The 13,378-nt window shown below is 56.2% G+C and carries 8 protein-coding genes; 4 read left to right on the plus strand and 4 right to left on the minus strand.

Annotated elements, in window-relative coordinates; translation table 11 throughout:
• Window positions 1–90: 90 nt before the first annotated feature.
• Genes IEY11_RS08535 through IEY11_RS08545 form a run of 3 tightly spaced genes read right to left on the minus strand, consistent with a single transcriptional unit; the run spans window position 91 to window position 5,433 of the window.
• Window positions 91–3,438 (minus strand): ATP-binding protein, encoded by a 3,348-nt coding sequence (locus IEY11_RS08535; RefSeq protein ID WP_188886299.1) that lies wholly within the window; start codon window positions 3,436–3,438, stop codon window positions 91–93.
• Complete coding sequence (locus tag IEY11_RS08540) at window positions 3,407–4,039, minus strand: DUF4194 domain-containing protein (RefSeq protein WP_118753445.1); 633 nt, start codon at window positions 4,037–4,039, stop codon at window positions 3,407–3,409. Before IEY11_RS08540 ends, IEY11_RS08535 begins: the two co-directional genes overlap by 32 nt.
• Window positions 4,036–5,433 carry a Wadjet anti-phage system protein JetA family protein gene (locus IEY11_RS08545; protein ID WP_188886300.1) on the minus strand — a complete coding sequence of 466 codons (1,398 nt, stop codon included), beginning with the start codon at window positions 5,431–5,433 and terminating at the stop codon, window positions 4,036–4,038. The genes IEY11_RS08540 and IEY11_RS08545 overlap by 4 nt, the downstream gene beginning before the upstream one ends.
• 186 nt (window positions 5,434–5,619) lie before the next feature.
• Here IEY11_RS08545 and IEY11_RS08550 point away from each other — a divergent pair, with 186 nt between their 5' ends.
• The gene (locus IEY11_RS08550) at window positions 5,620–5,835 is read left to right on the plus strand and encodes a hypothetical protein (protein WP_147358057.1); all 216 of its coding nucleotides are present in this window, start codon (window positions 5,620–5,622) and stop codon (window positions 5,833–5,835) included.
• A 295-nt stretch (window positions 5,836–6,130) separates the two neighbouring features.
• Here IEY11_RS08550 and IEY11_RS08555 read toward each other — a convergent pair whose 3' ends face one another.
• A complete protein-coding gene (locus tag IEY11_RS08555; protein ID WP_119214615.1) occupies window positions 6,131–7,081 on the minus strand; it encodes a calcium/sodium antiporter in 951 nt (316 codons plus the stop codon).
• A 583-nt stretch (window positions 7,082–7,664) separates the two neighbouring features.
• Here IEY11_RS08555 and prfB point away from each other — a divergent pair.
• From prfB to secA, 3 genes are all read left to right on the plus strand, one after another.
• Window positions 7,665–8,804 carry a peptide chain release factor 2 gene (gene prfB / locus IEY11_RS08560; RefSeq protein ID WP_117491877.1) on the plus strand — a complete coding sequence of 380 codons (1,140 nt, stop codon included), beginning with the start codon at window positions 7,665–7,667 and terminating at the stop codon, window positions 8,802–8,804.
• 1,084 nt (window positions 8,805–9,888) lie between these two features.
• On the plus strand, window positions 9,889–10,224 hold the full coding sequence (locus tag IEY11_RS08565; protein WP_116704759.1) for a hypothetical protein: 336 nt from the start codon (window positions 9,889–9,891) through the stop codon (window positions 10,222–10,224).
• A gap of 120 nt (window positions 10,225–10,344) precedes the next feature.
• The gene (gene secA, locus IEY11_RS08570; protein WP_118728728.1) at window positions 10,345–13,161 is read left to right on the plus strand and encodes a preprotein translocase subunit SecA; all 2,817 of its coding nucleotides are present in this window, start codon (window positions 10,345–10,347) and stop codon (window positions 13,159–13,161) included.
• The last annotated feature ends 217 nt before the right edge of the window (window positions 13,162–13,378 follow it).

Below are 13,378 nucleotides of genomic sequence, written 5' to 3' on the forward strand. Positions count from 1 at the left end.
TTCTGCCCGCAGCGTACAATTTAGAATACGCCAACCCGTCCGAAATAACACAAAATCCCGCCTTCTCACGCGAGAAAGCGGGATTTTTCTTTACTGTGCATTCTCCTTGCTGAACGGCAGAATGTGCATCCGATACTTATGCTTATCAACCAGCAGCGTTCTATCCGCGATCGGCATGATATCCGAAACCTTATCCGGCGGGGTGCAGATGATCGCCTGCAGACCCATTTTGCGCAGCAGACGCACGCTTTCGATGATGCGTTCGCTGTCCATCTTGTTGAATGCCTCATCGAACACGACCAGACGCACCGTGTTGCCGAAGCTGGACGTATCGCTCACGCGATACAGCTGCGCGAACGAGGCCAGAACCGCAATATAGAACGGCGTCTGCGTCTCGCCGCCCGACTTGGTGTTGAGCGTCTGCGACAGCAGCTGCTTGGAGCCGTTCTGATCGGTGGTCTCCAGATCGAACTTCAGATAGGTGCGGAAGTCGGTGTACCGCTCGATGTTCTCCTGCAGCTCACTCTGCTTGCGGGCGTTGAGCTGGGTATCGTCTGCCATGGTGATCTGGCTGAACAGCTTGTCGATCAGCGGACCGTATTTCTCCTGAAACTGTGCGGAAAACAGCGTAATATCGCCTTCCATCAGCTCCGGCGCCATAATCATGTCGTAATATTCGGCATAATCCGGATTGCGGTCCACGCGGAACTGGTAGCTGTCCGTGCCGAACTGCGCCTGCCGCAGTGCCCGATTGAGGTTCTTGACCTGATCCTGCACCTGCTCGATGCTGCTTTTCAGTCTGGACAGGAAGTCGTTCTGGAACTGCTCCATCGCACTCTCGCGTGCGGCACGGATTTTGGTGCGGTACTGCGGCAGCTCGCTTTCCTCGAGCACACGGCGTTCCGCATCGAACTCCGCATTGTCGTCTGCCTCCACGCGGAACGAGCACGGCCCCAACCGCTCGACATATTCTCGGCGCGCCCGCAGGAGTGCCGCGCGGGCGTTCTCCATCTCGTTGACAACCTGTGCATGGTGGCTGCTGAAATTGCGGTACACGATATCCGGCCGGTGCAGACGCTCCAGCTCCTGCCGGTAGCGCGGCAGACCGATATCGTCGCGGTAGGTCTCCGAGAAGGTTTCCGCCAGCCTGCGCTCCATTTCGGTGCGGCTGCGGTACTGCTCGGGCAGGATTTCCTCGTCCAGCTGACGAATACGCTCCTCCAGTCTGGCCTTGTGTGCGATCTGCACCTCGCGCTGACGACTCAGCGCCGCAATCTCGTCGCTGATTTCGGCGATCAGCTGCTTCTGCTGCTCCAGCCACAGCAGGTCGAGATGGGAAATCTGCTCGTCGATCGCGTTGATCTCCTCCTCCAGTTCCGCGCGGTACAGAAAATCCGCCTGCCGCTGCGGTACGATATTTCGCACATAATATGGCGTCAGCATGGGCGTTTTCTGCTGAGAAACTGCCTGCCAAATGGGTTTCCTGTGCGAAATATTCTCCTGCAGACCGGCGGCTTCCTCTTCCAGACGAGAGATACGCAGCGTGACCGCATGACGGCCGATGAACGCATCCTCCATACGGTCTCTGCGGAGCGCACGCGCCACATAGCCCTGATACAGCATACCCTCATCTGTGATAGCGGTTCGATGCCCGCGCAGCTGCTCAACCGTGTCACAGCACATCACGCGTCCGAGCAGATAATCCATGTAGGTTCGCGCAAGCGCGTTCCCGGTCTCCACCTTTTCCGCAAGACTGCCGCTCTGCGGGTCAATATGCTCACGCTCGCGCAGTGTGCCGATATCGACCAGACCGTAGGCGTTCAGGCTCTTTTCCCACTTAAGTTTGTTGTAAATACGCAAAGCCTGCTCGTAATACGCCGGTTCGACCAGAAAATAAAACTTCTGGTTGTTGAGATAGCCTTCCACGGCTCCGCGCCAGCGCTCATCCTCAATTTCCAGCACATCCGCAAGAATATCTACCGCAACCGGCACTCCCGCCTGCTGCTCCAGTTCCTCCGCCAGTTTGGCACGGAACAGCAGCAGTCCGCGCGGATAATCCTTGATATCCCTGCGCAGATTGGCAAGCGCAGTCTGCTTTTCGGTCAGCTGCTGCTGCAGCTCTGCAACCTTATCGCCAAGCTGATGCGCCGCCTTCGCCAGCGCGTCCGACAGGGTCGCTGCCGCCTGCCGGGCGTCCTCGAATACGGTCTGCTCCTGCGAGAAGATTGCGCATTCGCCGCTTGACAGCCGTGCGTAGGTACGCTGCACCTGCTCTGCCGCCTGCTGCACCGGAATGAGCACCTCCTCGGCGTCCCACGCAAGCGCGGTCTCGCACAGGTGCGTCAGCCGCAGAGCCTCCCGCTTGATCTCAAGTGCGTCGCGCTCCATCTCCTGCACCAGCTTGCTCTGCTCGGTCAGCAGCGACCGCTTCTGGTTGCCCAGCCGCTCACGCTCCTGATAGGTGTCGCTCTGCGCATAATCGCGGTCCAGCTGACGGCGGCGTTCCTCCTTCGCCTGCACCTGCCCGGCCAAATCCTCCATCGCGGTGTCCGCCGCGGTCAGCTCGGACAGGCAGTTTCGCTTTTCCTGCTCGCGGCTGTCGATCTGCGCCTGCATGTCCTCCTTCTGCGCCCACTGCACGAGGAAGGACTGTACGCGCCAGCGGTCCACCGAGCGCGTCATTTCGCGGTACAGAGTGCTGATCTCCTGCAGCGCGGTCAGCTTTTCCTCCTGCTGCTGCGCCAGCTGCTCGTGCCGCTTGTAGTTGCGGATGTTCTGCTGCATGGCTTCGATATCCGGCTTATCCGGAATATCGCAGATATTTTCGGTGATAAACTGCTGAATATCCACGATTGGGCGGAACGACACCGCCTTTTTCATCATGCGGAGCACCTGCTCGTTGTGCACGTTCCACCGCGAGAGCATGTTGCGGCGGTACTCCCACTGGGTATCATACACCTCGGCGCGGGAGAAATTCTGCTTGAGGAATTTGCGCAGATCGTGAATATCCATCGCCTCGCCGTCCTCGACAAAGCAGTTTTCCGGCAGTTTTCCGACGTAGATAAAGAAATGGTCGTGGCGGCTGCCGTCACTGCGGCAGTCGAACATCACGCCGCACACGAAACTATTGTGTTCCACATCGTCCTCAAACTCGCAGGCAATATAGGTCGAAAAGTCCTTGCCTCGGCGGGAATACGGGTTATTCTCGTCCATATCGGCACGCAGATAGCCGTCCAGCGTGCGCTGTGAGCGCTCATTCGCCGCCAGATTGAAGTTGCGCGCATTGGTCTCACCCAGGAGAACGATCTGCAGCGCGTCAATCACCGTGGACTTGCCTGCGCCGTTTTTGCCGGTCAGAAAGTTCACGTCGCCGACCTCGATGATCTCCTTGCTGAAATACAGCCAGTTAATCAGCAGAATCTTCTTCAGTTTCTTCATCGGCGTTCTCCTCCTTTCGCAGCACGGCTGCGACCTCATTCAATCGTTCGCTCGAAACAGCGGTCTGAATGGTCGGCAGAATGGCAAATCTGCAGTCAGCCTGATTAAATTTCCCCTCGATGCGCTGCAGGATCGAGTGGTTTTCAAACACGGTCAGCGCCCGCTTGACCTCCTCCATATTCGGCTTGGCCGGCAGGATAGCGTAGTCGGTTACGACCTTTTCGAGCACCTCGCGCACGGTGCAGAGCGCGTCCTGCTCGAGTCCCAGGCGCTCCTGGCTTTCGTCGTACAGCATGCGCAGGGCAAGCAGAATCGCGGTTTCGCGCTTGGACAGGATACACCGGTTGGCTTCATCCGTGTTCAGCACATAAAAGTAGCCGTTTATGTCGTCGCGCCGCAAATCCCAGTCGAGCAGGCTGAGATACTCGCGCACGGACTCATAATGAATGGATAAAAAAGTGTAGTCCGGGTTGCTCACCCGTCCCCTGCCCGGACGGTACAGCGTGCGCACCACATAGGTGCGGCTGAGCAGCTGATTGCACACCGCTTTGAACTGCTCCAGCTCCTTTGCGGTAGCGGTATTCAGAAATTCCAAATTCATTCGTTGTTCTCCTTCCGGCTGATCTGCAGTTCCGGAATAGCATAGCCGTTTTCCCGGCGTTCGCCGTCCAGCTCCTGCACCGTGAAATCCGCCGAGCGGTCGCCGCCGGTCAGCACCGCCAGCAGGCTCATCACATAATCCTTATCATTCTTGAGCGGAATATCCTCCGAGCGGCACACATCGCTTTCACCGAGCCAGCCCTGAACATACGCCGCGATGGCGCCGCGGCCATACTCCGAGCGCAAAAGTGCAGCCGCCTTTGCGGCGGCTGCCGTATCCGCTTCGGTTTCCTGCACGAGCACAGGCGCGGCCTTTGTCCGCTTGCCCGGACGCTTGCGATACCACAGGCTGCTCTCGGACAGATAGGTCTGCTCGCACAGCCGGAACACCGGCTGAATCGTGTCCACCAGATCGGCGGCTCGCCGGTTGCGCGACAGCGCGGTCAGCACCGTGTGCAGGTTGCCGCGGATATTCTGATCTCGGTTGGTCAGGTTTTCGATCTTCTGCGTAGCCGCACGCGTGTAGCGGCGCACCTGTGCGTCAATCTCATCCAGATAATCACGCTCGAGATTGTCGTAGCACTCCTGTATCCAGTAAATTTTGCGAAGAAGATCGGCGCGGCAGTTCTCCGGCGTGTCCCCTCGGCGGTCAGCCAAAGCGGCATTCGCCATGGCGATGAGCAGATCATCGTTCTCCGCCCAGTCTGTCAGCACATTTTGTATCGGCACACGGTATTTCGGCACGGAATCCTTGATCTTGAGCGGACGGATGTACGCCTCCATCACCTTCTGCCCGAAATCATCAAAGTGCGATGCGAGCACTTCCCCGACATTGTGCATGTCGATCTGCATCTGAAAATAATGCTTGACGTTGTGATATACCATCTGCAGCAGGTTGATGAGCGCGCGCGTGTTGTCATATGCGCCGTAGACAGCAGCCATTTTGTCATACACGCTGTCCGACTCATGCGCGACCTTGAGCGTGGAATAAGTGCCGAACACATACGAATAGCCGCGTGCAGGCGTGTCCTCGCGCAGCGCGTGGAACAGCTCGAGCAGACGGCTGCTACAGCCCGGAACCGTAATATATTCCCGAAAATCTGTACCGCGCTCCTTTTCAAACCAGCCCTTGCTGCCCAGCTTGCGAATGAGGAAACGGGCACGGCCGGAAATATCGCGCAGCTCGTCCTCGTCGATGTCCTCGCCCTCGAAGGTAGCCTCGGCCAGCTGCTGCTCCAGTCTGCTCCGCAGCATGGAATACAGCATATCCTCGGGCAGCTTCAGCTTTTCGCGGTACGCCGTGTACAGCACATCGAGCGCATCCGCGTACAGCGCACGGTTCGGTGACGCCAGCGGTGAAAACAGCTCGTCCGGCACGGCTTCAAAAAATTTCATGTCCTCTATCCTCCTCTGCGGTGCAAAACGATAGATTCGGCACGCAAATTGCTTTTCTATACAAAAATATTATACAATTTTCGAAGAAAAATTACAATGATGAAATCCGTTTCCCGCGTATTGCGCCGCTGCCCGCCGCATGATAAGATAATGCCGCAGCTCTCATGCAAGGAGAATCATCGTTTCATGGCACAGACCAAACACAAGGGCGGTCTGGCGGACAAGCTGATTTTATTCGCGCTGCAGCTTGGTGTGGCCGGTGTGCCGATTGCGACCGTTATCTCCAATGTGCTGAGCGCAGGCATGGTTCTCACTCACCTTGCCCGCCGGAATGACGATTTTGCGTTACAATTAAGGCAACACCCGACAGGAATATCCTATCGGGTGTTTTTCTATGTCTAAGAGAGATTTTATCGCGGGTTTGGTGCTGAACACGCGGATATCCATCCGTTCACCTTTCGGGGCAACGCGCCAAGTCTGAGACGCACCCTTCTTCTCAACGGCAGCACTGCGAATCAGCTTGTCTACGTTCTTTTCTCCGAAAGTCATGGTAAATTTTCCTCTGCCGTTCCCTATATGGAAGCGGTCGCCGGTCTCTGACCTGCGGACTAAGAAATAAAGGAACCGGGATTCACAAGGGCGGAAACCTTGGTGTCCACCCTTGTGCCCTGCCGGGCAGGCAAGAGACCGCGATACCTTATCGCATAATAAGATACACCGTATAGACAGCATACATTGCCACCATGGCGATACCCGGTACACGTCCGAGCTTGCCCTTGCGCGCCGGCAGATAAAATACCGCGCTGATGGCAATCAGGAACAGGCAGTCAACGATAGAGGTCGCCTGCACCGGAATCGGCGTGATAACCGACGAAACGCCGAGAATCAGGAAAACATTAAACAGGTTCGAGCCGATAACATTGCCCATTGCAATGTCGTTCTGTCCCTTGCGTGCAGCCACGATAGAAGTGACCAGCTCAGGCAGGCTGGTGCCCATGGCCACAATGGTCAGACCGATGAGCGTTTCACTCAGGCCGAACATACGCGCAATGCCGGTCGCGCCGTTTACGGCCAGCTGACCGCCGATCACGATGCACGCCAGACCGAGCAGGATATTCACCCAGATCATCGCAGTGGACATGGGTGCTTCCGCTGCCTCGGCCTCAGCTTCTGCTGCTGCGGCAGCAAGCTGCTCGCGGTTCTGCAGTGCGGTGCGGATCTGGTGCGTCAGAATGAATGCGAATATAATCAGCAGTACAACGCCTTCCCAACGGGCGATGGTCAGGTCGGGTGCGATGGCGCCCAACAGCAGCACAGATGCGAGAATGGACAGCGGCCAGTCACGGCGGAGCAGCGTTTTATCCATCACAAGCGGACAGACAGCGGCGGACAGACCGGCCACCACCAGCAGATTAAAAATGTTCGAGCCGACAACATTGCCGACCGCAATCTCGTTTGCACCGCGCAGGGCTGCGGTGACACTGACCGCCAGCTCCGGCATGGACGTGCCGAACGCAACGATGGTCAGACCGATCAGCAGCGGTGATACGCCCAGCTTGCGCGCCAGTGCGGATGCACCCGCAACAAACTTATCCGCACCCCAGATCATAAGTGCAAAGCCGATCACCAGAAATACAAATGACAGCATACAGTTTCCTCCTTCGTTTCCGGAAAATCCCGGGCAGCACCGCACCTTCACGGCAATGCCCTTGTCCCCAACAGTGTACATGCTTACGAGGGAGTTTTCGCTCGATTTCCGGCTGCAGAGCACAAAAAAAGACTTTTACCGCATACTGCGGTAAAAGTCTTGCTGCTTACGGCTCGGTACGGATTGACTTTTCGTCAATCGGGCTTGTCGGCACCGACCACGCGCTCTTGCGTGAGCTACTCCCTTTTACAGTAACTATCATATGGGAAAAAAAGCGATTAGTCAAGCCGAACTTGTGGAAATGTACACAATCTTTACGGGACAACCCCTTATAGCAGTTCAGACAAATACTGCAACAAGTGCGCGCATACAGCACGCAAATAGCATCGTCAATTTCATTCGCCATGCGCCCAGCATGGCTTCATAAAATTTCCTTGCTCTTTGCGCGCTTTATACGCTACTTTTGCCGCATTATTTATCTAAACTGCTATAATTCACGAAAAAATCTTTACAAGTCCCTCGTGAACCTATATACTATAAGGTACTGAAATTTTGAACAATCTGAAAGTGAAGGAGCATTTTCATGCTGGAATTTGAGGAATACAAGGTCAAGCTGAACAACCTCAAGCCCGAGCTTGAGGAGCTGTACACCTCGCTCGGTCTGGAGCAGGCGAAGCGTGAGGTAGAGGAGCTGGAGATCAAGTCCTCTCAGCCGGGTTTCTGGGATAATCCGGAGGAGAGCCAGAAGATCGTCTCCCGCATGGGCTCGCTCAAGGGCAAGGTTGAAGCGTACAACAAGATGACCGAGCTGTGCGATGACCTGCTCACCATCTGCGAAATGGCGATCGAAGAAAACGACGAATCCATGCTTGAGGAGCTGGAAAGCGGCTACAAGGAGCTGGAAGACGGCATTGCCGAGCAGAAGCTGCGCACGCTGCTGACCGGCGAGTACGACAGCCACAACGCACTCGTATCCTTCCACGCCGGTGCCGGCGGCACTGAGGCACAGGACTGGTGCGCGATGCTGTACCGCATGTACACCCGCTGGGCAGAGCGTCACGGCTTTACCTATAAGATCATGGACTACCAGGATGGCGATACCGCGGGTATCAAGTCCGCCGATATTCTCATTGAGGGCGAAAACGCCTACGGCTTCCTCAAGGGTGAAAACGGCGTACACCGTCTGGTCCGTATCTCTCCGTTTGATGCATCCGGCCGCCGTCAGACCTCGTTCTCGGCGGTAGAGGTCGTTCCGGATATTCCGGATACCTCCACGGACTTTGAGATCAAGCCGGATGATTACGAAATGCAGGTTTACCGTTCGTCCGGTGCAGGCGGTCAGCACATCAATAAGACTTCGTCTGCGGTTCGACTGATTCACAAGGCGACCGGCATTGTTGTAGCCTGCCAGACCGAGCGAAGCCAGCTGCAGAACAAGGAAAACTGCCTGCGCATGCTGCGTTCCAAGCTGGTTGAGATCAAGGAGCGCGAGCATCTTGAGAAAATCTCGGACATCAAGGGCGTTCAGCAGAAGATTGAATGGGGCAGCCAGATTCGCTCCTACGTTTTCATGCCGTATACGCTCGCCAAGGATACGCGTACCGGCTTTGAAAATGCCAATATCAACGCTGTAATGGATGGCGATATTGACGGTTTTATCAACGCATACCTGTCTGCACTCGCTACCGGCGTGTGGGAAGGCAGCAAGGGCGGCAGCATGTAATTTGCCGCCCTTCGCGTTACCGCCGTACCCACGGCGGTGGGCACAAGGATGGACACCAAGGTTTCCACCCTTGTGAATCCCGTTTCCTTTGTTTCTTAGTCTGGCGCAGATCAGAAACCGGCGACCGCTTCGAAAAAGAGGAGCGACAGAGGATTTTTCCTCTCATAAGGACGGACCTACTTCGGGTCCGTCCTTTTCTTTTACCTATTCGCAGTTCGGTTACCCTACTGCTACACATATCGGCTACTCTGCGCAGGCGCGACACAAGGTGAATTGCCCGAAGGGCAAGAGAGGGTCCCCTGGGGGATGACAGTGTCGCGCAATTCGTTAGCTTGGAAATTACAGACAGCACCTGCGAAGATAAATTGTGCCAAACAGACAGATTCGCAGGTGCCTTCCGGTATAACGTGCCCAAAAATTGCGCGACACGGTTATGTCGCGCCTGCGTAGATGAAACCGTATGCGTAGCAGTACGCTATCTGACACTGCGAATAGGTCGAGACATGGGAGCACACTGTGCTCCCCTACGGTAGAAAAAATCCTCTGCCGTTCCCCCATAGTCTCAGCTCTCTGGCAGGCAGACGCTAAGAGGAAACGGGGAGATTCACAAGAGGGGTGGAAACCTTGGTGTCCATCCCTCTTGTGCGCCCGCGCGGCGTCAGCGCACGTTCCCGCGCTCCGCAGAGCGCAACTCCCCCGCTTGATATAAGCAAAAAACTCCCCGCCCGTTAGGAACGAACACGCTCACGCAGTTCGTGCTCCCCGCCCAGCCGGTGCTGAAAAGGTTCCACCCGGAAAATCCCGCTTGCTGAAATTTCCATTTTGACAAATCCCGCGCATTCCGCGTGATACAATAACACTCCGCGGCACCGGCATGGAACCATTCGATTATCCACAAGTCTGTGGATAAATCCGTGCAAAATCACGCCGCAACGGAGGAGTTTTTACGCAGACAGCAGTTTTCACCGCAGCGGCTAAAACAAACGCGCTTCCGCTGCGATTTTACCCGTTACGCAACAATATCGCGCTGTGCACGCTCGGTGCAGACGAACGGCCGCTGACCGGTCACGATGAAGTCACCTCGGTGGACCGCAGTCTGGTGCTGAGCAGCACCGCCGTCCATCTCGGTGAGCACGGCAGCATCCACGACCTCGCTGAAAGCGAAATCTACCGCTGGGCCAACGTGCGCGGCTACGTTGCACTGCACCGCACCCAGCCCATCTATCTGAGCGAGAACCGCTGCATGATGCACCTGCGGCTGACCGGCGTGCGGCTCGGCATGGAGCAGGTGGTAGTCTACACCCGGCTTTCCGGCGGCATGGCGCGTGTAGACCGCCTGTGGCATCCCCTGTCCGAACGGGAAAACGACCCATCCGCCGCCGTGTTTGCCGCCACAGCCGCCGCTTTAACGGCTTTATAATATCAGCAATTTGCTTATTCACAAAAAATTTATTTATATTCTGTCCACTTTATGCTATAATACTATCGTATATGTAACAAATGGGGCTATTGCGCCCTTTTGAAAGGCTGAAGAAAAGTAATGGCTAATTTTTTGACCAAAATTTTCGGCACGCACTCGTCGCACGAGCTGAAAAAGATCTACCCCATTGCGGATAAAGTGGACGCACTCGAAGAGCAGTTCAAAAAGCTGACCGACGACGAGCTGCGCGCCAAGACAGACGAATTCAAGCAGCGCTACCAGAACGGCGAAACGCTCGACCAGCTTTTGCCGGAGGCATTTGCCACCTGCCGTGAAGCCGCATGGCGCGTACTCGGTATGCGTCATTACCGTGTACAGGTCATCGGCGGTATCGTCCTGCATCAGGGCCGTATCGCTGAGATGAAGACCGGTGAAGGCAAGACCCTTGTGGCTACCCTTCCCGCTTATCTGAACGCACTGACCGGCAAGGGCGTACACATTGTCACCGTCAACGACTACCTCGCCAAGCGAGACAGTGAGTGGATGGGCAAGGTATACCGCTTCCTCGGTCTCAAGGTTGGCCTTGTCATTCACGAGGTCCCGCCGCAGGCCCGCAAGGCGATGTACGCCGCTGACATTACCTACGGCACGAACAACGAGTTCGGTTTCGACTACCTGCGCGACAACATGGCGATCTACAAAAATGCAATGGTTCAGCGTGACCATGCGTTCGCCATCGTCGATGAGGTTGACTCCATCCTGATTGATGAGGCGCGTACCCCGCTGATCATCTCCGGTCAGGGCGAGAAATCCTCTCAGCTGTACGAGATTGCTGACCGCTTTGCCGCTCAGCTTTCCTGCCTGCGCGTCAAGGAAGTGGATGCCAAGGAGGAGCAGGACGACATCGATGCCGATTACATCGTCGATGAAAAGGCAAAGACCGCGACGCTGACCCCCCACGGTCAGAAGCGCGCCGAGGCTTACTTTAAGGTAGAAAATCTGTCCGATCCCGCGAATACCACGCTGCAGCACCACATTAACCAGGCCATCAAGGCACGCGGCGTTATGCAGCGCGATGTAGATTACGTTGTCCGTGACGGTCAGGTCATCATTGTTGATGAGTTTACCGGCCGTCTGATGTTCGGCCGCCGCTACAACGAGGGTCTGCATCAGGCGATCGAGGCCAAGGAAGGCGTAAAGGTCGAGCACGAGAGCAAGACGCTGGCAACCATCACCTTCCAGAACTACTTCCGTCTGTACGGCAAGCTGTCCGGCATGACCGGTACCGCGCTGACCGAGGAAGAGGAATTCCGCCACACCTATCAGCTGGACGTTATCGAGATCCCGACCAACAAGCCGGTAGCCCGTAAGGACAATCCGGATGCGGTTTACAAGAACGAACGCGGCAAGATCATGGCGACCATTGCCCGCATTGAGCAGTGCCACGCAAAGGGTCAGCCGATTCTGGTCGGCACGGTTTCCATCGAAAAGTCCGAGGAACTGAGCAAGATCCTGAAGGCCAAGGGCATCAAGCACACCGTCCTGAACGCAAAGTATCACGAGCGCGAGGCAGAGATCGTTGCACAGGCCGGCAAGCCGGGCGCAGTTACCATTGCAACCAACATGGCAGGCCGAGGTACCGATATCATGCTCGGCGGCAACGCCGAGACCATGGCGCTGGATGAAATTAAGAAGTATCTCCGTCACGAGGTCGAGGACCGTGTGCAGAAGGGCGAGATGGACGAGCGCGTTGCGCACGACTACATCGATCACATGATCTACGAGGCAAACGGCCATGCCGACACCGACGATCAGGAGGTTCTGGCTATCCGTGCCAAGTTTGAGGAACTGTACAGCAAGTTCAAGACCGAGACCGACGCGGCAGCCGAAAAGGTTCGTGCGGCAGGCGGTCTGTATATCCTCGGCACCGAGCGTCACGAGTCCCGCCGAATCGACAACCAGCTGCGCGGTCGTGCCGGTCGTCAGGGCGACCCCGGCGAATCCAGCTTCTACATTTCGCTGGAGGATGACCTCATGCGTCTGTTCGGCTCCGAGCGTATCCAGAACATGATGGACACCCTCGGCATTGCCGATGATGAGCCGATCGACCAGAAGATTCTGTCCGGCGCGATCGAAAATGCCCAGAAGAAGATCGAATCCCGCAACTTCGGCGTTCGTAAGCACGTCCTTGAGTATGACGATGTGCTGAACACCCAGCGTCAGACCATCTACGCACAGCGTCTGCAGGTGCTTGAGGGCAAGGACGTTAAGGACAACATCGTCAAGATGATCGACGAGACCATCGCCCATGCGGTTCATGCCGCCATCGGCGAGCATAACCTGATTTCGACCGAGATGGTTGAACAGGCGCGCCGTCCGTTCATCGGCGTATTCCTGCGTCCGGAGGACTGCACCTTCACGCCCGAGGAGTGCGACGATCTGACCGCTGACCAGCTGACCAACATTCTGGCAGATCAGGCGCACAAGGTTTATGACGCTAAGGAGCAGGCCCTTGGCTCGCCCATCATGCGTGAGCTGGAGCGCGTTGTACTGCTCAAGAACGTAGACAGCAAGTGGATGGACCACATCGACGCTATGACCGAGCTGCGCAACGGCATCGGCCTGCGTGCATACGGTCAGTACGATCCGGTGGTCGAGTATAAGCGCGAGGGCTTTGATATGTTCGACGCGATGATCGATTCCATCCGTGAGGATACCGTCCGCATGATTTTCCTTGCACAGGTTCGCACCCGTGAGGAACCCAAGCGTGAGCAGGTAGCCAAGGAGACCGGCGCAGCAGGCGCAACCGACGGCTCCGTCAAGGCAGAGCCCAAGCGTGCCGGCAAGAAGCCGGGCCCGAATGATCCGTGCCCGTGCGGCAGCGGCAAGAAGTATAAGAAATGCTGCTACCTCAAGCCGGACGACCCGTATAAATAAAACAAAAAGGACGCAATTTTGAACAGCACCCCATTTGTTAGACAGTGTGATATACTATCTAACAGATGGGGTGATTTTAATGTCAAAAGGAGTACCGAACAAACGATACACACCAGAATTCAAGAAACTGGTGGTCGAAACGATGCTCAATGAGAAATTGAGCTACAGTAATCTGGTCAGCTATACGATTTCGGATCGACCTGTACTAAGCATGGTG

The sequence above is a fragment of the Butyricicoccus faecihominis genome (genome assembly GCF_014648015.1).
GTDB lineage: Bacteria > Bacillota > Clostridia > Oscillospirales > Butyricicoccaceae > Agathobaculum > Agathobaculum butyriciproducens.